This window comes from Actinomycetospora straminea, from assembly GCF_028737255.1.
Lineage (GTDB): Bacteria > Actinomycetota > Actinomycetes > Mycobacteriales > Pseudonocardiaceae > Actinomycetospora > Actinomycetospora straminea.
Genome location: NZ_JAQZAN010000011.1, coordinates 165,217 through 186,520, shown reverse-complemented (window position 1 = coordinate 186,520; position 21,304 = coordinate 165,217). Strand labels below are relative to the sequence as shown.

Sequence of the window (21,304 nt, the reverse complement as noted above, 5' to 3'; positions counted from 1 at the left end):
CGCGGGGACGGGTCCCCGCACCGGGGGGTCGAGGAGGCACGTCGTCCATGTCCGCGGAGCCGCTGTCCGAGGGCGGTCCGGCCGACCCGGGCCCGACCTCCGCCGGCCGGGACCGGCGACCCACGCCGGGTCGCGGGACGGGTCGGGGTGCCGGTCGGGGTGCCGTCCGGCGGCTCACACCGGTCCGTGCCGTGCCTGCGCCGCCCACGACGCCGATCGTCGCCCCCGGACGCCACGCGGCCCCGGACGACGCGCCCGCGGCGGCGAACCCGACCCCGGCCCCGGCTGTCGCTCGGACGCCGGCCCCGGCACCGACGGCCGCCCCGACGCCGGCACCCGCACGGACACCCGCGCCGGCGCCCCGCCCCCCGGCCACCCCCGAGGCGCACGCCGCCCGCCGGGTCCGGCAGACGTGGACCGAGGTCGAGCCGCGGGTCGACGAGCTCGCCGACTGGTTCGCCGCGCTGCTGTTCAGCCTCGCCCCCGAGGCGCGCACGCTCTTCCCGACGCGGGTCACCGAGCCGGCGCGCCGGTTGCTGCGCTCGCTCGTGCTGCCGATGAGCACCGTCGACCGCCCCCGCGAGCTGCGCGCCATGGTCGAGCCGCTCGTGCGCGAGCATCGCGCGCTCGGCCTGCGCGCCGAGCAGTACGAGGCACTCGGGGTCGCGCTGATCGGGGCGATGCGCCGCTTCGCCGGCACCTGGGACGACGCGAGCGAGCACGCCTGGGTGCGCGCATTCTCGCTGGCCGCGGGCCCGATGGAGCAGGCGGTCCGCGCGGCGGCGGTGCCCGCGGTCGCCGAGGGCACCGTCGTCGGGCACCGGCGGCTGAGCTGGGACCTCGCGGTCGTCCACGTCGCCCCGGACCGGCCGGTGCCGCACCGGGCGGGCCAGTACCTCACCGTCGAGATCCCGCAGCGCCCGCGGATGTGGCGCCCGCTCTCGCCGGCCACCGCGCCGCGACCGGACGGGCTGCTGGAGTTCCACGTCCGCGCGGTGGCGGGCGGCTGGGTGAGCCGGGCGATGGTCGCGCACGCCGCGACCGGCGACCGGTGGCGCCTCGGCCCGCCCGCCGGGCGGCTCGGGCTGGACCCGCGCAGCACCCGGGAGGTGCTCATGGTCGCGGGCGGGACGGGCGGCGCGCCGGTGCTCGCGCTGTGCGAGGACATGGCCCGCTGGGCGCGCCCACGCCCCTGCACCGTGTTCCTCGGCGGCCGCGTGCCCGAGGACCTCACGGTGCTCGACCGGCTCGAGGCCCTCGCGGCCGAGCACCCCTGGCTCGCGGTCGCCGCGGTGTGCGAGGACGACCCGCTCTCCGAGCACACGCTCCCGGGCACGCTGCCCGACGCCGTGCTGCGCAGCGGCGACTGGTCGGGCCACGACGTCCTGCTCGCCGGCTCACCGACCATGATCCGCGCGACGGCCTCGGCGCTGCTCGTCGACGGCGTGGGGATCGACCGCATCACCTACGACCCCTTCACGGAGTAGCGGGTCACTCTCGCCGGCGGGGCCCGGGCTGCCACACCACGACCGACTGGGTGCGCCGGGCCGGCAGGCGGTCGCCGGCGGAGGGGTTCTGCGTGGCGTTCTGGGCGGCCTGCTCGGCGGCGGCGCGCCAGCGGGCGAGCTCCTCGGTGACCTCGGCGAGGCGGTCGGTCAGAGCCCCGACCTCGCGCTCGAGCTCGATGATCCGCTTGATGCCGGCGAGGTTGACCCCGTCCTCCTGCGACAGGCGCTGCACCTCGCGCAGCACGGCGATGTCGCGCACCGAGTAGCGCCGCCCGCCACCGCTCGCGCGGCCCGGCGTCACCAGGCCGATGCGGTCGTAGGAGCGGAGGGTCTGGGCGTGCATGCCGGCGATCTGCGCGGCGACCGAGATGACGAAGACGGGGGTGTCCTCGTCGGCCCAGGCCGGGAGCGGGGGCACGGCGCTGCTGGACGAGCCGGACGAGGACGCGCCGAGCGGGGCCGGCCAGGGCCCGCGCTCGTCACGGCCGCGCCCGCTCACGACGCCGTCTCCCTCCGTGCGGCGGCCTCGGCGCGCCGGGTGAGCTCGGCGCGGGGGTCGTGGTCACGGGTGGCGTCGGCGTAGGCGTCGAGCGCCTCGCGTGCGGCCTTGTCCAGGCGGTTCGGGACGGCGAGCTCGACGGTGACGAGCAGGTCACCCGTGCGCCCGTCCTTGCGGCGGACGCCCCGGCCGCGGACCCGCAGCGTGCGGCCGCTCTGCGACCCGGCGGGCACCTTGAGCGAGACCTTGCCGTCCATCGTCGGCACGGTGATCGTCGTGCCGTCGACGAGCTCGGGGAACGTCACCGGGACGGTGAGCGTGAGGTCGTCGGCGTTGCGCTCGGAGCGCCCGAACAGGTCGTCGGGGTTGACGTGCACGACGACGAACAGGTCGCCGGCGGGTCCGCCCCGGCTGCCGGGCTGCCCCTGGCCGGCGAGCCGGATGCGCTGGCCGTCGTCGACGCCCGCCGGGATGCGCACGGTCAGGGTGCGCGAGCGGGTGCTGACGCCGTCGCCGCCGCACTCCGGGCACGGGTCGTCGACGATCGCGCCGGTGCCCGAGCAGTCGCGGCACGGCTCGCTGAACGCGAACGCGCCCTGGCTGCGCGAGACCACGCCGGCGCCGCCGCAGGTCAGGCACGTGCGCGGGCTGGTGCCGGGCTTGGCGCCGTTGCCGCCGCAGGTGCTGCAGCGCGTCGGCGACGCCAGGCGCAGCGGCAGCGTCGTGCCGCCGACGGCCTCGGAGAAGTCGATGCGCACGTCGGTCTCGACGTCCGCGCCGCGCTGCTCCCGCGGCCGGGTGGCGCCCATGCCCGGGGTCGGCCCCGCGGTGGGACCGCCCCCGGCGGCGCCGCCGAACAGGCCGCCGAGCAGGTCGCCGAGACCGCCGGCGCCGGCACCGCCGCCCGCGCCGCGCCCGCCGAAGAGGTCGCCGACGTCGAAGCCGCCGGAGAAGCCGGTGCCGCCGGCGCCCGCGCCGGCACCCCGGCCGCCGCCGAAGCCGCCGAAGCGCCCGCCCGCGAACAGCGTGCGGGCCTCGTCGTACTGACCGCGCTTCTCGGGGTCCGAGAGCACCCCGTACGCCTCGCCGGCGGCCTTGAAGCGCGCCTCGGCCTTCGCGTCGCCGGGCTTGGCATCGGGGTGGTTCTCGCGGGCGATCTTGCGGTAGGCCTTCTTGATGTCGTCCGCGGACGCGTCCTTGGCCACGCCCAGCTCGCGGTAGTAGTCCTTCTCGACCCAGTCACGGGCGCTCATGGCGGGACGGCTCCTTCCGCGGGGTGGGCTGTCGGGTGGCTGTCAGGACCGGCCGGCGTCCGCCGGCTCGGACGGGGTGGTGGCCGGGGCGGTGCCGTCGGAGTCGGTGACCCCGACCATGGCGGCCCGGAGCACCTTGTCGCCGAAGCGGTAGCCGCGGCGCATGACCGTGGTGACGGTGGGCGCGGAGACGTCGGGGGACGTCTCGTGGGCCACGGCCTCGTGCACCGACGGGTCGAACGCGTCGCCCTCGGCCCCGAAGGGCTGCAGGCCGGCGCGGTGCAGCGTCTCGGTGAGACGGTCGGCGACGACCTTGAACGGGCCGGTCAGGTCGCCGTGGGTCTGGGCGCGCTCGACGTCGTCGAGGACGGTGAGCAGCTCGCCCGCCACCGACGCCTTGGCGCCGGCCACGGTCGACTCGCGCTCGCGCTCGGTGCGGCGCCGGTAGTTCGCGAACTCCGCGGACACGCGCTGCAGATCCGCGGTGCGCTCGGCGAGCTCGGCGCGGACGCGCTCGAGCTCGGGGTCCGGGGCGGGCGCGCCGGCCTCGGCGGTGCCGGACGCGGCGGACGCCTCGGCGGCGGACTGCGCGGCCCGGGCCTCGGCGGCGACCGCCTCGGCCCCGTCGGGCGCGGCGGTCTCCCCGCCGTCGGTGACACCGTCCGCCTGGGCGGTGCCGCCCGGCGCGTCCTGGCCGGAGGTGGGCACCCCGCCGACGCTGGAGTCGGTGGGGACGTCGGTCGCGTCGGCGCCGTCCTGGCCGACGACCGGATCCTGCACTGGGACCTCCTCGAGAGGACTCCGACGCGCTCGCGCCGGGTGTGGTCTGGGAGCCGCGACGGTGGGGCCGCGGCCGGGTGCCGGCCGCGGCCCCACCGGGCGCGTCAGTCCTTCTTGTCGTCGTCGACGATCTCGGCGTCGACGACGTCGTCGGCCTGCCCGGCGGCACCGGCCTGGCCGGCACCCGCCGCGCCACCGGCCGCACCGGCGCCCGCCGACCCGTCGGCCTGCTGCTGGGCGTAGAGGGCCTGGCCGAGCTGCTGGGACTCGGTCGCGACCTTCTCCGAGGCGGCCTTGATCGCCTCGGTGTCCTCGCCCTTGAGGGCCTCCTTGAGCTCGCCGACCGAGGCCTGGACCTTCTCCTTGACGTCCGACGGGAGCTTCTCGTCGTTGTCGGTGATGAACTTCTCGGTCTGGTAGACCAGCGTCTCGGCCTGGTTGCGGGTCTCCGCGGCCTCGCGACGCTTGCGGTCCTCGTCGGCGTGGGCCTCGGCGTCCTGGACCATGCGGTCGATCTCCTCCTTGGAGAGGGCCGAGCCGCCGGTGATGGTCATCTGCTGGGACTTGCCGGTGCCCTTGTCGACCGCCGACACGTTGACGATGCCGTTGGCGTCGATGTCGAAGCTGACCTCGATCTGCGGCACGCCCTGCGGGGCGGGCGGCAGGTCGGTGAGCTCGAACATGCCGAGCTTCTTGTTGTAGGCCGCGATCTCGCGCTCGCCCTGGAAGACCTGGATCTGCACCGACGGCTGGTTGTTCTCCGCCGTCGTGAAGACCTCGGACTTCTTGGTCGGGATCGTCGTGTTCTTCTCGATGAGCTTGGTCATCACGCCGCCCTTGGTCTCGATGCCGAGGGACAGCGGGGTGACGTCGAGCAGCAGGACGTCCTTGACGTCACCGCGCAGCACGCCGGCCTGCAGCGTGGCGCCGACGGCGACGACCTCGTCCGGGTTGACGCCCTTGTTCGGCTCCTTGCCGCCGGTCAGCTCCTTGACCAGGTCGTGCACGGCGGGCATGCGGGTCGAACCGCCGACGAGCACCACGTGGTCGATCTGGCCGACCGAGATGCCGGCGTCCTTGATCACCTGGTTGAACGGGCGGCGGCAGCGGTCCAGCAGGTCGGAGGTGATCCGCTGGAACTCGGCGCGCGAGAGCGTCTCGTCGAGGAAGAGCGGGTTCTTCTCGGCGTCGACGGTGATGTAGGGCAGGTTGATGCCGGCGCTCGACGAGCTCGACAGCTCGATCTTCGCCTTCTCCGCGGCCTCACGGAGCCGCTGCATCGCCATCTTGTCCTTGGACAGGTCGATGCCCTGCGAGTTCTTGAACTTGTCGACGAGCCACTTGATGACGCGCTCGTCCCAGTCGTCGCCGCCGAGCTCGTTGTCGCCGTTGGTGGCCTTGACCTCGACCACGCCGTCGCCGATCTCGAGCAGCGAGACGTCGAACGTGCCGCCACCGAGGTCGAACACCAGGATGGTCTGCTCGTTCTCGCCCTTCTCCAGGCCGTACGCCAGCGCCGCCGCTGTGGGCTCGTTGACGATGCGCAGGACGTTGAGACCCGCGATCTGGCCGGCCTCCTTGGTGGCCTGGCGCTGCGCGTCCTCGAAGTAGGCCGGGACGGTGATCACCGCGTCGGTGACCGGCTCGCCCAGGTACGACTCGGCGTCGCGCTTGAGCTTCTGCAGCACGCGGGCGCTGATCTCCTGCGGGCTGTACTTCTTGTCGTCGATCTCGACGTTCCAGTCGGTGCCCATGTGCCGCTTGACCGACCGGATGGTGCGGTCGACGTTGGTCACCGCCTGGTTCTTGGCCGACTGGCCGACCAGGACATCGCCGTTGCGGGCGAACGCGACCACCGACGGGGTGGTGCGGCTGCCCTCCGAGTTCGCGATGACCGTCGGCTCGCCGCCCTCCAGGACGGCGACCACGGAGTTGGTCGTGCCGAGGTCGATGCCGACCGCTCGCGCCATGCTCGTGTCTCCTCTCGAGACCCGTGGATCCCGGGTGTGCTGTTGAGTGCTCTGTGCTCAAGTATTGGCCCGCAGCCATCGGCTCGCAAACCCGACCTGAGTCCTGTGCGCTCAAGTGTGTCATCCCGACCAACGGAGGGTGTCACGGACTTGTTCCCGACACGCTCAACTCCGCGGAAATCAGCGCGTCGGCCCGGCGAGCTCGGCCACCGTGGCCGCCAGCTCCGGGTGGCGGAAGCGATACCCGAGCTCCAGGGCACGGCGCGGCACCATGCGCTGGCTCGTCACGATCATCTCGGCCGCCGGGCCGAGGCGGGCGCGGACCGCGTCGGCGGGCTCGACGGCGTCGCACGACGTCCCGGCCGACCGCGCGAGCCGCACGGCGAGATCGCGGTGGCGCACCGGCCCGGGCGCGGCGACGTGGACGACCCCGGAGTACCGGTCGTCCTCGAGGCAGGCGACGAGCAGACCGACGACGTCGTCGACGTGCACCCAGGGCACCCACTGGGCGCCGGAGCCGAGCACCGCACCGCGCCCCTCGACGAACGGGCGGCGGAAGAAGTCGAAGGCGCCGTGGTCGGGCCCGAGCACGACACCGATGCGGGCGACCGCGACCCGCACCGCGGGCGGCGCCGCCAGGGCGGCCTCCTCCCAGTCGGCGTAGACGTCGCCCAGCACCAGCTCGCGCGACGCCGGGGCGTCGTCGGGCAGCTCGGCGTCCCCCGCGTCGCCGCAGACGGTGAAGCCGCTGGCGCTGACGAGCACGCCCGGCGCGCCGCGACCGGCCAGCGCGCGCACCACGCGGCGGGTGACGTCGACGCGGCTGCGGCGCATGACCTCGACGTACTCAGGGGTCCACCGCTGCTCGAACACGTTGCGGCCCGCGAGGTTGACCACCGCGCCGGCCGCGACCACCGCCTCGTCGAGCGCGTCGTCCGTCCCGACCCACGTCCACTCCGGGTGGGCGGCGGCCGCCGCGCTCGGATCGCGGGACACCCCCGTCACCGCGTGCCCGCGCTCGTGCAGGGCAGCGGCGACCCGGGCGCCGATCCAGCCGTTCGCCCCCGTGACGACGACCGGGGTCGGGGCAGTCATGCCACCGCAGCGTAGGAGCGACCACCGGACGGGGTCAGGCCCGATCGGACCCCGTCCCCGGACGCGTCGCGAGCGGCAGCAGCTCGCCCTCGTCCCACCTCACCGCCCGGGTGCCCAGCGGCACGCCGGTCTGCTGGGCCTCCATCATCTGCCCGTTGCCGAGGTACATGGCGACGTGGTGGATGGTCTCGGGGTCCGACTCGTCGTAGGCCCAGAACAGCAGGTCCCCCGGCTGCGCCTGCTCCACGGGCAGGTGGGCGCCGGCGTGGTACTGGTCACGCGAGACGCGCGGCAGCACGATCCCGGCGCGCTCGTAGGCGCGCAGCATGAGCCCCGAGCAGTCGTAGCTGCTGGGCCCGGTGGCGCCCCAGACGTAGGGCTTGCCGGTCTCGGCGGTCGCGAACTCGATGGCCGTGCGGGCGATCCCGGGCGGCAGCGCCTCCGCCGGCCCGGGGCCCGCCTCGTCGGCGGGCACGCACACCTGGATCGCGCCGGTGACGCCGGCGAGGTCGGCGACGAGGCTGTTCGCCAGCGTCTCCCACTTCGCGTAGGCGTTGGGGAACGCCGAGCGCTGCACGATCTGGGCGGCCTCGGTGACCGGCATCGTCTCCCACCCGGGCACCTGCAGCAGGCGGTCGAGGAAGGTCTTGGTGGCGTAGACGGGGTCGCGGACCTGCTCGGGCGTGCCCCAGCCCTGGCTCGGGCGCTGCTGGAAGACGCCGAGCGAGTCGTGGTCGACGGCCACGTCCATGCCGACCGTGCCCATCTGCGACTCCTGCATCGCCGTCGCCAGCGCGACCACCCAGCCCCGCGGCGGGACGGCCATCCCCTTGGCGACGCCGATGATCGTCGCCGCGGTCCGGCGCTGGACCTCGTCGAGCTCGGCCGACGTCTGCGGCACGTCGCCCGTCGGCGCCCCGGTCCCGGCCTCGCACGTCGAGCCGTCCGAGCCGTCCTCGCCGCCCGGGACGAACTGCCCGACGACGAGCAGCCCCGCCGCCATGACGACGACGAGGAACCCGGCGAGCGCCGCGACCGGCAGGAGCAGGCGCAGGATGCGGAAGCCGGGTGGCAGCTTCGGCGGCGTGTAGCCCGGGGGCAGCCGTGGCGGGGAGAGCATCGCTACGAGGCCCGGTCGTAGCCGGACACGCGCCAGTCACCCGGCCCGACCTGCACGAGCAGCAGCTCCAGGCGCACCGCGTCGGTCGGCACCTGGACGCGCACGGCCTCCGGGCGGACCTCGACGGCCTGCGCCGGGCCCGTGACGCGGGTGCCCGGGACGTTGGCGGGGTCGACCGACGAGAGCACGGCGAGGTACTCGTCGGTCGTGTACGGCGCGAGACCGGCGCTCCACTGCGCGGCCGTCGTCCCCGGCGGGTGCGTGGCCCAGGCCTGCGTCCAGCGCTGCGCGACGGCCAGGGCCACCGGCGGCGCGTCGGCGAGCGGCAGCGTGCGGGGGCGCAGCTCGGTCACCGGGGCCGAGCCCTGGGCCGGCGCCTGCCCGGGCGCGGCCGACGGCGCCGGGCCCAGGGCGCGCCCCGATCCCGGCCCGGAGCCGCCCACCGCGCCGCCGAGCGACGAGATCCCGATCGCCAGGGCGGCCAGGACGACGAGCACGCCGACCAGCCGCGCCGGCGAGTGCAGGGGCCACTCCCAGAGCGCCCGGTAGGCCGCCGCGCGTCCGCGCCTAGTCCGGATCGGCACCGGTGCCTCCCGGGGCGGGCCGCGGGCTGCTGCGGGACCGGCCCGACGACCCCGCGCCGACCGGGCGGCTGGGGCGGTAGATCCGGTACACCGGCGCGCCGTCGACGAGCTCGGCCTGGACGGGGCTGCGTGGACCACCCAACCCACCCGCCCCCGGCTCGCCCGTGCGGGCGGCCACGCTGCGGTAGAGGCTGCGGTCGGCGTCGTTGATCTGCGCCCGCGCCGGGGTGGCGTCCCGGTCACCGCGGGGCGTCTGCCCCGGGACGGCACCGGCCCCGCGCGGCAGCGCCCGCTGCGCCGCGGAGCGGGCGGCGAGCGCGGCGGCCGGGTCCGCGTCGTGGCTGGGCGCGCCACCCGCGCCCACCCGCTCGCTGTCGACCCGCACGGGCCCGCCCGGCGCGTCGACGGCGGCGGGCGAGGCGTCGGTGCGCGACGGGGCGCTGCTCTCCGGACGCCAGCCGCCGCCTCCGGTGGCCGCGGAGCGCCGCTCGCTCCACCAGTCGTCCTGCCGGTCGGACCCGCGCGGCAGGAACCGGGAGAGCACCCCGCCGCCGGCGGGCGGGAGGACGCCGCTCATCTGGTCGCGGGTCAGCGAGACCATCGCCGCCAACCGCCGGAACGGGCGCGCCACGGCCCACAGCACGACCGTCACGACCCCGGTGACCAGCAGCGCGAGCCACGTGTCCACCCCGGACCCCGGCCGGAACAGCGCGATGACCATCAACGAGTGCAGCCCCGCCATGGCACCCACGAGCAGCGTGTTGACCAGCGCCGCACCGCCGACGCGCAGGGTCGCGGGCAGCACCTCGGGCTTCAGCAGCGCGACCACGGCGAGCGCGGGCGCCACCATCACGAGCAACCGGATGATCAGCATGGAGACGAGCACGAGCAGCTTGCTCATCAGCTGGAACAGCCCGATGCACACGGCCTGGATGAACGCCAGCACGCCCGCGCCCGTCCGCGAGCCCTGCCGGCCCTGGAAGTAGCTGTACCGGTCGCCCGCGCGGTCGGCGACGCTCGTGTACTGCTGCTTCTTCGCGTCCGCCGTCGCCTGGGTGTCCTGGCCGTCGGCGATCTCCTGCTTGGTGAACGTCTGCGCGCGCAGCAGCTCGCGGCCCATGTCGCGCGCCTGCGGGACGTCGGCGGAGCCGAACTCCCCGCGCAGCCAGTTGTTGTAGACGATCTGGTCGGTCAGCACCGTCGGCAGCGTGTTCGCGTCGCCCACCCCGACCTGCGAGAGGAACCCGCGCTGCATCGCCGTGACGCCGTCGAGCAGGACCCCGTCGAGCATGCTCGACCAGCGCACCGGCGCCGCGTACGCCGCCGCCGCGATCGCCAGCGCGATCACCGCGATCGCACCGCGCTGCGCCTGGCGCGACAGGTCCCCGCGCATCGCGAGCACCAGCAGGATCGCCGCGAGCACGATGAGCGCGAGCCCGACCCACGTCGTGAACACCGCGTCGTACATCGCCGACGTCCCGGCCTGCACGATCCCGTCGAGCGGCGCGAGCAGCCCCGAGCCCTGCTCGATGAGGTAGTGCGACCAGTTGACCCCGCCGACGACGAGCTTGGCGAGGTTGAAGAACTGGTTGCCCAGCCACGTGTCGGTGGCCGCCGCGGGGTCCCGGGCGCCGCCCGGTCCGCAGCCGAGGTCGTAGGTCCACCAGATCTGCCCGGCGTAGCCGACCTCGGCGTACACGCTGCCCGGCGCGCCCACACCGAACGGGGCGGGGTCGAGCGAGCCGACGAGCCCGGTGCCGGGGCGGTCGGGGTCCGGTGGGGCCTTGCAGTCCAGCGGGGCCGCCGACGCGGGCAGCCCGACGAGCACCAGGCCGGTGACCATCGCGACGACCAGCGTGACCGCCCGCCGCCGGCCCCGGGGCGCGCGGGTGGTGGAGCGAGGGACGCCCTGGCTGCGTGGGGAGCAGCGAAGGACGCCCTCGCTGCTCGCGTCGACCGGCGCGCCGGCGGAGCGAGGGACGCCCTGGCTGCGTCGCAGGCGGCGGAGGAGTCCCTCGCTCCCACCACCCCGCGCGCGCCGCGACCGCCGCCACCCCACGACGAGGGCGGCGGCGAGGACCACGACGGCGAGCGTCACCCCGGTGTCCCCGGGGCGCGGCGGCCGGCGCCCACCCACCGGCCGGAGTCGTGCACCTCGCTGCCCTCGCGCCAGCCGGGGTTGCGGTCGGCCGGCGTCGTGACGGTGGCCTGGTCGGCGTCGTCGGCCAGCTCGCCGACGGCGTCGCCGGTCACCCCGCTCTCGCCGCCCTCGTCCATCACCCAGGCCTCGGCCCACTCGTCGTCGCCCGCCGGCGGGGAGGCCGCCCGGGCGTCGCCGAGGTCGTCGTCCAGGTCGGGCACCAGGTCGTCGAGCCGCTCGTCCGGGGTCCACGGGGCGTCGTGCTGCTCGTCGAGCACCGTCCCCTCGACGACCGTGCGCTCCACCAGCGGGTCCCGCGACGGCGTCACCGGCGACACGCGCGCGGTGCCCGGCGGCGGGGTCGGGGTGGCGCGGGGCGGGGTCGGCGGCGGCGTCCGTGGCCCGCGGGCCGGCGGAGGCGGCGTCGCGGGCGGCGGCGTCGCGGGCGGCGGTGTCGCGGGCGGCGGTGTGGCGGGCGACGGCCCCGCGGGCGGCGGCGTCGCGGCGGCCGGCACGACCGGCACCGGGCCGGTGCGCTCGGCGTCGGTCTCGGGCGGCGCGGTGGACGCGGGCGCGGCGGGCAGGGGGCGCACGCGGCGCGCGTCGGGGTTGGTGTCCAGCGTCAGGCGCAGGTGCTCGAGGTGCGGGCCCTCGAGATCGATTCGGATCTTCTCCACACCGCCGTGCCCGTCGGCGAACACGAACTGGCGGGGCGTGTCGTCGGGCCGGTCGTCGTGGCGGGGTCGCGGCGAGAGCGTGCCGAGCATCTCCTCGTAGCCGACCTCGGTGGGCACGCGCAGCAGGCGCAGCGCCTCGGCCTGCGCCTCCTCGTCGTCGGTGCGCCCGACGAACACCGCGTTGACCAGCGACGCGAACCCGGGCACGCGCAGCAGGTCGCCGGCGAGCTGGGAGGCGAAGAGCGCGCGGACGTTGAACTTGCGCGAGTCGCGGGCGAGCCGGTCGATGAGGACCTTGCCGGTGGGGATCTGCGACAGGAAGTGCGTCTCGTCGAGCGCGACGCCCTTCCGCAGGTTCCGGTCGGCGGTGTAGATCGTGCGTTGGGTCAGCCAGGACGCGAGGTTGAGCAGCTCGACCGCGAGCGACTCGCCGTCGGTCCACTCCTCGCGCGGGCTGCCCGGGCGCGGCAGGGACATGCCCTGCATCGTCAGCACGGTGAGGCGGTAGTCCTCCTCGCCCTGCCAGGGGTCGTCGCGCGGGTCGGCGTGGCGGTCGGGGAACAGCAGCGCGGCCTGGGGCAGCTCGCGGCGCTCCTCGAGGAAGTCGGCGACGACGTCGGCGTGCTCCTCGCCCTCCCGCGCGTGACGGCGGAGGACGGCGATGACCTGGCCGGGGTCGCGGTCCGGGGCGCCGCCGACCTCGCGGACCGCGCGCAGCAGCACGATCCGCGTGTGGGGCATGCGCGCCACGTCGAAGGGCAGCAGGCCGGTGAGGACGTCGAGCACCAGGCGCCGGCGGGTCGCGGCGGCCAGGGAGCGCTCGCGGCGCCAGGCCTTGTCCGGGTCGTCCTCGTCGAGGAAGTGGTCGCGCCGCGGCTCGGCCACCACGCGGTAGGGGTTGAGGATGCCGGGGTCGGCGCCCAGCAGGTGGATGTGCCGGGAGAACGGCGCGAGCTCGGGCAGCTTGGTCAGCTCCGCCAGCGGGCCCGACGGGTCGAGCACCGTCCACCGGGCCCCGGCGCGCAGCGTCTTGTAGACGAGCAGGCCGGTGAGGAACGACTTGCCCGAGCCCAGGCCACCGACGATCGCCGTCAGCCCCGACGCCCGGCGGACCTCCTGGGCCATCCACGGGTCCCACGCCACCGGGCGCCGCGTGGCCGTGCAGGTCTCGCCGAGCATGATCCCGCGGCGGTCGCCCACCGACGCCGACGCGGCGGGCACCCCCGCGGCGACCCAGGTCACCGAGCCGCGGCGGCGGTAGGCCGTCGACGCCAGCGGCTCGCCGGGGATGAACTCGCGCGCGTAGGCGTACTGGGCCTCGGGGTGCTCCATCGTGACGCGCGGGCGGTAGAGGTCGAGGACCTGCTGGGCGCGCGTCAGCGCCTCGCCCTCGTCGCGTCCGGACACCGCGACGCGCCACCAGCCGTAGACCCGCGTGTTGAGCTGCGTCAGCCCGCCCGAGAGCTCGTCCTCGATCTGCAGCACGCGGTCGGCCTGGCGCGCGAGCGACATCGGCGGGTCGAGGTCGTGGTCGTGGGTGTAGTGGCGGATCTGGCTGCGCACCTTGCCCATCTGGCGCTGCAGCTCGCCCGCGACCTCCTCGGGCTTGCGCACGTAGATCCGCGCCGACCACTCCACCGGGAACGGCAGGCGGTCGCTGCGCTGCATCCACGGGTCGTCGGCCTCGGGGATCCGCAGCGCGTCCATGAGGCCCACCGACAGCACCGCGACGTGGCGCTGCACCGGCTGCGTCCCGAACCGTCCGAGCACCTGCACGGTCGGCGCGTACGGCTCCTGCTGCAGGGCGACGCCGTCGGTGAAGGCGGCGAGGTCCTCGGTCTCCCAGTGCTCGCCCGACGCCGGCGCCACGGTGCGCGGGGCCGGCAGCCCCAGCGAGCACGAGCGGTGCATCAGCCAGGCCATGTCGTCGGCGGTGGCGGGCACCGCGTCGAGCCCGGCGCGCGACACGAGCGCCTCGACGTGCGCGATCTCCGACTCCAGCGCCGCGAGCTCGGCCGTCGCCGCCGACGGGACCAGGCGGCCGAGGATCGGCGCCGCGCCCTCGAGCCAGCGGTCGACCACCGAGCGCCCCGACACCTCGACGCCGAGGAAGACCTCCTTGTCCGACATCGACAGGCCCATGAGGTGGCGCTGCTCGCCCTCGAGGAAGCCCTCCCAGCTCAGGGCTCCCGCGACGTCGGGCAGGCGCCCCGGCGCGTTGTGGTCGAACGTCTCCGCCCACAGCGCCACCGGGTAGGGCCGCGAGGTGACGCGGACGTGCAGCCAGCGGCCCTGCAGCTCGCCGAGCTGGGTCGCGATCTGGCGGATGAGCGTCTCGCGCTGGGTGTCGCTGCGGAAGCTCCACGGCTGCGGGGCCAGCCGGTACCAGGCCGTGACGCTGGACGCGGTGCGCGCGAGGTTGCCGTCGATGGCGCGCAGCGCGATCGCGGACCGGTAGCCGGAGGCGGGCCCCTCGCCGGTCAGCGAGCGCCCGCGTCGCCGCCCGCCTGTGCCGGTCGCCGCGGGCGGTGCGGTGCGCGCGGGCCGCAGGGCGGAGCTGCGGTCGCCGGCCTCGATGGCCTCGGGCTGGCGGTCCGCGGAGCCACGGTCCGGGCGGTCCAGGGCGCGGCGGGACCTACCGCGGCGCAGCACCGTCGCCCCCTCCGCCCTCGTCGGCACGTCCGGGCGCACCGGCACGTCCGGCAGCACCGGCACCACGCGCCCGGCTGCCGGGCCCGAACGGCTGGTCGGTCGCGGCGGGCCCCGTCGAGCCCGCCGGTTCGTTCGACATCGGCCAGCCGGGACGACGACGTGGGCGGGCGGGGCGTCGCTGCGTGCGGTCGGGGTCGGTCTCGGTGTCGGGCTTGCGGCTGTTCGCGCGATGGGCCGGGACGGCGTCGCGCCGGGCGCGCGACCCGGTCCACGCGGCCATCGCGTCGTCGCCCGGGCGCGGGTCCGGGACGGGCGGCAGGGCAGCGGGCTGGTGCGCCCGGGTGGCCGGGGTGCCGACGTCGGCGCTCGACGGCGGGCCGAAGTCGGCGTCGGCGCGGGCGCCGGCGGCGCGGCCGGGGCGGGTGCGGCGGCGTCGCTCGGCCGGGGTCCCGCCCGACCCGGCACCGCGTCGAGCGCGGGCGTGGGAGGGCCGGACGTCGGCGACCTCGGGCGTGAGGTGGGCGGCGGGGGTCGCCGGGGTCGCCTCCGCCTCGTCAGGGGTGGCGGCCGGGGCGGTGGCGGCCGGGCCGGTGGCGGCCGGGGCGGTGGCAGCCGGGGCGGTGGCGGTCGGGGTGGCGGCGGGGGTCGCGGCCGGCGCCTCGTCGTCCCGCGGCGGCGGGCCCCAGGCGTCGTCACCCTCCGCGGGGCGGCCGACGACCCGCGCGGCGGGCCGGTCGCTCCCGCGCGGCAGGGCGATCGCCGTCGGCGCCCCGGTGAGCTTCGGCCGGTCGCGGCGCACGGCGACGTGGCCGGTGGTCAGCGCGCCGCCGACGGGCCGCCGCTGGGCGCGGGGCCCGCGCAGCTCGTGCACGAACAGCGTCAGCCACTCCAGCAGCGGGCGCTCGTCGTTGATCCGCCGCGACACGAACCGCGTGATCGCGACGGTGATCAGGAGCGCCCACGCCACGGAGAAGAAGCCGAGGTCGATGCCGAGGCGCCGCTGCACGAACATCACGACGACCATGACGATGAGGCCGACGCCGTACGCGGAGTAGCGGGCACGCCACGGGAACGTCGCCCGGGGCGGGCCGAGCCAGACGGCGTCGACGCGGTACACCTCGTCGTCGGTGCGGATGTGCACCCGCGTCACCCCGTGATGAGCTGGGCGAAGAACGCGCCCACGCGGGCGCCCGCACCAGGTGTGAGCGCGATGCCGAGGGCGATCAGCCCGATGATCAGGCCGACGCTGCGACGGGCGACGCCGGCGTTGTCACCGCGGCCGCCGATCCACAGCATGATGATCGCGATGCCCAGGAGGATCAGCGGGACGATGTTGTCCTGGATCCACCCCTGGAGCCCGCCGGTCCCCGGCGCCTGCGCGACCAGGTCGGCGCCGAGGAACGTGACGGTCATGGCGATCCCTCCGCAAACGTGCTGGTCATCGTGCCGGGACCTGATCTCGACCGGTCGAGTAAACACGGCACCCGGGGGGAATCAAAGACCTCCGACGACCGGCACGTCGCACCGCCCCGGGGCTCGTGAGCACCCGTTCTCCGCGCCCTCCCCCACAGGCGTTGCGACATCGTCAACCCTCCGCGACCCACGGGTGGCCACGACCCGCTCTCCTGGTCCGGACGAGCCTATCGTGATCCACACGCTGAGCCGGGACATCACGCTCCGGCGTGGCGCGACCGCGTTCACGTTCGCAAAGCATCGCCCGATGCGGTGGCCGCGGCGCACCGACGGGGAGGTCCACCGCGGTTACCGGTGAGTAGCTCTTCTCACCTCTCGCAGCGCCGGGGGCCCTACCGGCCGTTACAGTGCCGCCGACGCCGTCATCGCTCCGATGCCCGTCCAGTGCCCGTTCAGTGCCCGTCAGTCGCTCGTCAGTTGTCTCACCGGGTCACCACCACGGCCCGGCTCACGGGGAGGTCCCGTCGTGGTCGTCCGTTTGGTCCTGGGGCTCGCCCTGACCCTGGTCGTGGTCGCCGTGTCGGCCCGCCGGGCCTGGTGGCTCTACTCCCTGATCGCCTCCGGCCAGCCCGACGCGAAGCGCGCCGAAGGGCTGGGCCAGCGCGTGCGCGCCCAGTTCGTCGAGGTCTTCGGGCAGCGCAAGCTGCTGCGCTGGTCCATCCCCGGTCTCGCCCACCTCTTCACGATGTGGGGCTTCATCATCCTGCTGACGGTCTACATCGAGGCCTACGGCGCCCTGTTCGACGAGGACTTCCACATCCCGCTGATCGGGCGCTGGTCGGTCCTGGGCTTCCTGCAGGACTTCATCGCGATCATGGTGCTGATCTCGATCATCGCCTTCGCGATCATGCGCGTGCAGCAGGCGCCGGAGCGCAAGGCGCGCACCTCGCGCTTCTACGGCAGCCACACCGGCGGCGCCTGGCTGATCCTCTTCCTCATCTTCAACGTCGTCTGGACGCTCTTCGCCTTCCGCGGCACCGCGTCGGCGGCGGGCAACCTGCCCTACGACTCGGGCGCCTGGGCCTCGATCGGCGTCGGCTACCTCTTCTCGGGACTGTCGTACGGCACCCTGTTCGTCCTCGAGACGATCTTCCTGCTGCTGCACATCGCGGTCGCGCTGATCTTCCTCGTGGTCGTGCTCTACTCGAAGCACCTCCACATCTTCATCGCGCCGATCAACGTCTCGGCCAAGCGCCTGCCGAAGGCCCTGGGCCCGGTGCCGCCGATCGAGCACGAGGGCAAGCCGATCGACTTCGAGGACCCGCCCGAGGAGGCGTCCTTCGGTCGCGGCAAGATCGAGGACTTCACCTGGAAGGGCATGCTCGACTTCGCGACCTGCACGGAGTGCGGTCGCTGCCAGAGCCAGTGCCCGGCGTGGAACACCGGCAAGCCGCTCTCGCCGAAGCTCCTGATCATGGACCTGCGCGACCACATGTTCGCGAAGGCGCCGTACATGATCGGTGGCAAGGACATGCCCGAGGAGGGCGCCGCCACCCAGGCCGGCGCGAACAACCCGGGCGAGCCGGTGCACGACGGCCACGGCGTGCCCGAGTCCGGCTACGAGCGGTACCGCAAGAGCGACGACGTCCAGGCCTCGCGGCCGCTCGTCGGCACCGCCGAGCAGCTCGGCGTCATCGACCCCGACGTCCTGTGGAGCTGCACCACCTGCGGCGCCTGCGTCGAGCAGTGCCCGGTCGACATCGAGCACGTCGACCACATCATCGACATGCGCCGCAACCAGGTCATGATCGAGTCGGAGTTCCCGGCCGAGCTCGGGGTGCTGTTCCGCAACCTCGAGAACAAGGGCAACCCCTGGGGCCAGAACAACTCGTCCCGCATGGACTGGGCGAAGGACCTGCCCTTCGAGGTGCCCGAGTTCGACGGCGAGCTGCGCCCCGAGACCGAGTACCTCTTCTTCATCGGCTGCGCCGGCGCGTTCGACGACAACGCCAAGAAGACGGTGCGGGCCACCGCGGAGCTGTTGCACATCGCGGGCGTCGACTACGTCGTGCTCGGCAAGGAGGAGAGCTGCACCGGTGACCCGGCGCGGCGCTCGGGCAACGAGTTCCTCTTCCAGATGATGGCCATGCAGACCAAGGAGATGCTCGACGCCGTCTTCGAGGGGCGCGAGCCGGGGACGCGCAAGATCGTCACCACCTGCCCGCACTGCATGAACACCCTCGGGCGCGAGTACCCGCAGCTCGACGGGCACTACGAGGTCGTCCACCACACCCAGCTGCTCAACCAGCTGGTGCGCGAGAAGAAGCTCGTGCCCGTGGCGCCGGAGTCCTCGCCCGCGCCCACCGCGAAGCTCGACATCAACCCGGCGACGGGCCTGCAGTACCACGGCCCGCACTCCGACGGCACCGAGCGCGGGCTGATCCCCGCCAACGGCCACGGCACGCCGGGCCACGACGGCGACCAGGCCGCGCCGGCCGCGGTGGCCCTCGCGGAGGGGTCGAGCAACGGGCACGGCGCGTCGAACGGGAACGGGACCGGCCGCAAGACCGTGACCTACCACGACCCGTGTTACCTGGGCCGGCACAACGAGGTCTACACGCCGCCGCGCGAGCTGGTCGAGGCGGCGGGCGCCGAGCTCAAGGAGATGCCCCGCCACGCCGACCGGGCGCTGTGCTGCGGCGCCGGCGGTGCGCGGATGTGGATGGAGGAGCACATCGGCAAGCGCATCAACATGGAGCGCGTCGACGAGGCCATCTCCACCGAGACCGACACGATCGCCACCGGCTGCCCGTTCTGCCGCGTGATGCTCACCGACGGTCTCACCGAGCGCCAGAGCGAGGCCAAGGCCGTCGGCACCGAGGTCATGGACGTCTCGCAGATGCTGCTCGCGGCCGTCAAGCGCGGGCAGCCGACCGAGGGCGCCGAGACCGACGGTGTCGGTGACTCGGACCCCGGGACCGCGGCCACCTCGGCCAACGTCCAGAACCCGTCGACGGAGAACTGACCTCCCCGAGACGAACGGACGGCGCCGTCGCTGCATCGCAGGCAGCGACAGCGCCGTTCGTGGCCCCGGGGTCGCAGCGAACGGGCGGTTCGCTGCTTCTACGCGGACGAACTCCGCGCTCGCGACGCCGCCGACCCGGTGACCGATAGGGTCCGACCGTGCTGCTCTCCGACGGCGACATCCGCGCCGAGATCGCGGCCGGACGCGTCGGGCTGGACCCGTTCGACGCGACGCTGCTGCAGCCCTCGAGCGTCGACCTGCGCCTCGACCGGCACTTCCGCACGTTCAACAACCACGCCTACACGCACATCGACCCCTCGCTGCAGCAGGACGACCTGACGCGCATGGTCGAGCCGCCGCCCGACGAGGCGTTCGTGCTGCACCCGGGCGAGTTCGTGCTCGGCTCGACCTACGAGGTCATCTCGCTGCCGGACGACGTCGCCGGGCGCCTCGAAGGAAAATCGAGCTTGGGCCGATTGGGCCTCTTGACCCACTCCACCGCCGGGTTCATCGACCCCGGCTTCTCGGGCCACGTGACGCTCGAGCTGTCGAACGTCGCGAACCTGCCCATCCGGCTCTGGCCCGGGATGAAGGTCGGGCAGCTGTGCCTGTTCCGGCTGTCGTCGCCGGCCGAGCACCCGTACGGCTCGCCGGTCTACGGGTCGCGCTACCAGGACCAGCGGGGGCCGACGCCGTCGCGCTCGTACGTCAACTTCCGTCGCGGGCTGCCCGAGGACGGCCGCTGACGGTCAGTCGACCAGCCCGCCGGCCCGGTGCACGCGGTTGCGGCCGGCGTTCTTGGCGGAGTAGAGCGCCCGGTCGGCCTCGCTGAGCAGGGCCTCGCCGTCGCCGGCGTGCTCGGGCAGGCCCGCGACGCCGAAGGACGCCGTGACCAGCTGCTTGTCGCCGCGCCGGAAGTCCTCCTCGACGCGGTTGCGCAGCCGCTCGGCCAGCTTCACCGCGTCGTCGGGGCCGCCGCGGGTGACGAGGATGGCGAACTCCTCGCCGCCGTAGCGGTACGCCGTCTCGCCGTCGCGCATCGCGATCCGCAGGGTGCTCGCGACCTCCTGGAGCACGACGTCGCCCTGCTGGTGGCCGTAGCGGTCGTTGAGCTCCTTGAAGTGGTCGAGGTCGAGCATGATCACCGACATCGGCGAGGAGTGCCGCTTGGCGTTGGCCACGGCGCTGTCGAGGTCGGCGCCCAGCCGCCGCCGGTTGGCGAGCTGCGTGAGCGGGTCGAACTGCGAGAGGCGCTCGGTGGCGGCGTGCAGGCGGCTGGCCTCGATCGCCGAGCCGGAGAGGGTCGCGAGCATCTCGACCGCGGACAGCGCCTGGCCGTCGACCTCGCCGTCCGGGGAGTCGTAGCACTCGAGGATGCCGATGACCCGCGCACCGACGACCAGCGGCACCGCCACCGCCGCGTCCTCGCCGGTGTCGGGGTCGCCGCGCGAGATCTGGCCGTACCGCGCCGACCGCCCGACCACGCCCACCCCGAGGTTGCAGTGGGTCTCCAGGGGCGACACGGCGCCGCGGTCGGAGTCGTAGGCGAGCTCGAGGCCGTTGCCGTCCTCCTCGAGCAGCCACAGCAGCACCCTGCCGTCGGTGACCGCGACCGCCGCCTGGACCGTCGAGTCGATGACGTAGCGGGTGTTGAGACTGCCCGCGATCTCGCGAGCCATGATCAGGATGGTCCGCAGCCGGTCGGTCTGGGCCTGCAGCCGCTCGGCCTGGGCCGCGGCCTCCTCGCGCTGGCGGCGCAGGGAGACGGTCATGTCCGCGAGCCCGTCGCGCAGGGCCACGAGCTCCTCCGAGCCGTTCACCGGCTCCGGCGGGGCCAGGCGTCCCTCCCCGATGCCGCGCACCGAGGCGAGCAGGCCGTCGACGGGCGCGACGACGTGGTCCTGCAGCCGTCGCCGCCCGCGCAGGGCGACGACGAGCGTGACCCCGCCGACCGCGGCGATGAGGACGCCGACGACCCACTGGGCGGCGATGGCGTTGCGGTCGGCCGTCTCGATCTCGTCGAGGACGTCGACGCGGGTCGCGTCCTTGCGGGCCCGGTAGTCGTCGAACAGCGCCGTGCCCTGCTTGAGGAAGGTCTCGGCCCCTCCGGGCGGCGGCAGGCGCCGCGCCTGGTCGGCCCACTCGGTGCGCCACCGCTGCTGGGCCAGGAGGAGGGCCAACACGTCCTGGCGGAGCTGGGGCTCCTCGAGCAGGTTGACCATCTGCGTGTCGGCCGCGGCGAGGCGCGGCGCGGCCGCGGTGGCCGCGTCAGCGAAGAACTGGTCGCCCGTCGCGAGGAAGCCGCGCAGCGAGGCGTCCATGTCGAGCATGGCCTGGTGCGAGTCCTCGAGCGCGAGGAGACCGCTCTGCAGACGGTTGTCCGCGGGCGTGGTCACCGCGACCGACCAGACGAGCCTGAACACGACGAGGAGCACGATGACCAGGGCAGCGATCGACACCGTGATGCCCAGCCTCTGGACCTCGTGAATCAGCCTCGGTGCTCGCCTCACCAACCCCCGCCCTCCTGGCGCACGGCCTGTCCACCAGGACCATCAGCCGTGCGACGCATGACGTTAGCCGGGAGTGGG

The 21,304-nt window shown here is 74.7% G+C and carries 15 protein-coding genes; 3 read left to right on the top strand and 12 right to left on the bottom strand.

The window, feature by feature from the left end; all coding sequences use genetic code 11:
• The first annotated feature begins 191 nt into the window (after window positions 1–191).
• Window positions 192–1,487, top strand: coding sequence for an FAD-binding oxidoreductase (locus PH190_RS16610; RefSeq protein WP_274232637.1), 1,296 nt, complete (start codon window positions 192–194; stop codon window positions 1,485–1,487).
• A gap of 4 nt (window positions 1,488–1,491) precedes the next feature.
• Here the strand turns inward: PH190_RS16610 and PH190_RS16605 are convergent, their stop codons facing one another.
• The 11 genes from PH190_RS16605 to PH190_RS16555 form a co-directional block, all read right to left on the bottom strand.
• The gene (locus PH190_RS16605; protein WP_274232663.1) at window positions 1,492–1,926 is read right to left on the bottom strand and encodes a heat shock protein transcriptional repressor HspR; all 435 of its coding nucleotides are present in this window, start codon (window positions 1,924–1,926) and stop codon (window positions 1,492–1,494) included.
• Window positions 1,927–2,003: 77 nt separating this feature from the next.
• The gene (gene dnaJ, locus PH190_RS16600; protein ID WP_274232636.1) at window positions 2,004–3,260 is read right to left on the bottom strand and encodes a molecular chaperone DnaJ; all 1,257 of its coding nucleotides are present in this window, start codon (window positions 3,258–3,260) and stop codon (window positions 2,004–2,006) included.
• 42 nt (window positions 3,261–3,302) lie between these two features.
• A complete protein-coding gene (gene grpE / locus PH190_RS16595; RefSeq protein ID WP_274232635.1) occupies window positions 3,303–4,040 on the bottom strand; it encodes a nucleotide exchange factor GrpE in 738 nt (245 codons plus the stop codon).
• A 104-nt stretch (window positions 4,041–4,144) separates the two neighbouring features.
• On the bottom strand, window positions 4,145–6,010 hold the full coding sequence (dnaK, locus tag PH190_RS16590; RefSeq protein WP_274232634.1) for a molecular chaperone DnaK: 1,866 nt from the start codon (window positions 6,008–6,010) through the stop codon (window positions 4,145–4,147).
• Window positions 6,011–6,190: 180 nt separating this feature from the next.
• The gene (locus tag PH190_RS16585) at window positions 6,191–7,105 is read right to left on the bottom strand and encodes a TIGR01777 family oxidoreductase (RefSeq protein ID WP_274232633.1); all 915 of its coding nucleotides are present in this window, start codon (window positions 7,103–7,105) and stop codon (window positions 6,191–6,193) included.
• A 34-nt stretch (window positions 7,106–7,139) separates the two neighbouring features.
• Window positions 7,140–8,147: a C40 family peptidase gene (locus PH190_RS16580; RefSeq protein ID WP_420791661.1), complete on the bottom strand. Its 1,008-nt coding sequence runs from the start codon at window positions 8,145–8,147 to the stop codon at window positions 7,140–7,142.
• An 80-nt stretch (window positions 8,148–8,227) separates the two neighbouring features.
• Window positions 8,228–8,809, bottom strand: coding sequence for a hypothetical protein (locus PH190_RS16575; RefSeq protein ID WP_274232631.1), 582 nt, complete (start codon window positions 8,807–8,809; stop codon window positions 8,228–8,230).
• Window positions 8,793–10,907 (bottom strand): hypothetical protein, encoded by a 2,115-nt coding sequence (locus PH190_RS16570; RefSeq protein WP_274232630.1) that lies wholly within the window; start codon window positions 10,905–10,907, stop codon window positions 8,793–8,795. The genes PH190_RS16575 and PH190_RS16570 overlap by 17 nt, the downstream gene beginning before the upstream one ends.
• Window positions 10,904–14,176, bottom strand: a complete 3,273-nt coding sequence (locus tag PH190_RS16565; RefSeq protein WP_274232662.1) for an ATP-binding protein — start codon at window positions 14,174–14,176, stop codon at window positions 10,904–10,906. Before PH190_RS16565 ends, PH190_RS16570 begins: the two co-directional genes overlap by 4 nt.
• Window positions 14,177–14,261: 85 nt before the next feature.
• A complete protein-coding gene (locus PH190_RS16560; RefSeq protein ID WP_274232629.1) occupies window positions 14,262–15,419 on the bottom strand; it encodes a hypothetical protein in 1,158 nt (385 codons plus the stop codon).
• 5 nt (window positions 15,420–15,424) lie between these two features.
• Window positions 15,425–15,691, bottom strand: coding sequence for a hypothetical protein (locus tag PH190_RS16555; RefSeq protein WP_274200183.1), 267 nt, complete (start codon window positions 15,689–15,691; stop codon window positions 15,425–15,427).
• 526 nt (window positions 15,692–16,217) lie between these two features.
• Here PH190_RS16555 and PH190_RS16550 point away from each other — a divergent pair.
• Together PH190_RS16550 and dcd are read left to right on the top strand one after the other, a co-directional pair.
• Window positions 16,218–18,716, top strand: a complete 2,499-nt coding sequence (locus PH190_RS16550; RefSeq protein WP_274232628.1) for a heterodisulfide reductase-related iron-sulfur binding cluster — start codon at window positions 16,218–16,220, stop codon at window positions 18,714–18,716.
• A 158-nt stretch (window positions 18,717–18,874) separates the two neighbouring features.
• Window positions 18,875–19,462, top strand: coding sequence for a dCTP deaminase (gene dcd, locus PH190_RS16545; RefSeq protein ID WP_274232627.1), 588 nt, complete (start codon window positions 18,875–18,877; stop codon window positions 19,460–19,462).
• Between the two features lie 3 nt (window positions 19,463–19,465).
• Here the strand turns inward: dcd and PH190_RS16540 are convergent, their stop codons facing one another.
• Window positions 19,466–21,175 carry a diguanylate cyclase gene (locus PH190_RS16540; protein ID WP_274232626.1) on the bottom strand — a complete coding sequence of 570 codons (1,710 nt, stop codon included), beginning with the start codon at window positions 21,173–21,175 and terminating at the stop codon, window positions 19,466–19,468.
• Window positions 21,176–21,304 lie beyond the last annotated feature (129 nt).

What these genes read in the sequence shown, in the direction of transcription:
- dnaJ (WP_274232636.1), bottom strand. Translation starts at nt 3,260, where the DNA reads ATGAGCGCCCGTGACTGGGTCGAGAAGGACTACTACCGCGAGCTGGGC.
- PH190_RS16555 (WP_274200183.1), bottom strand. Translation starts at nt 15,691, where the DNA reads ATGACCGTCACGTTCCTCGGCGCCGACCTGGTCGCGCAGGCGCCGGGG.
- dnaK (WP_274232634.1), bottom strand. Translation starts at nt 6,010, where the DNA reads ATGGCGCGAGCGGTCGGCATCGACCTCGGCACGACCAACTCCGTGGTC.
- PH190_RS16585 (WP_274232633.1), bottom strand. Translation starts at nt 7,105, where the DNA reads ATGACTGCCCCGACCCCGGTCGTCGTCACGGGGGCGAACGGCTGGATC.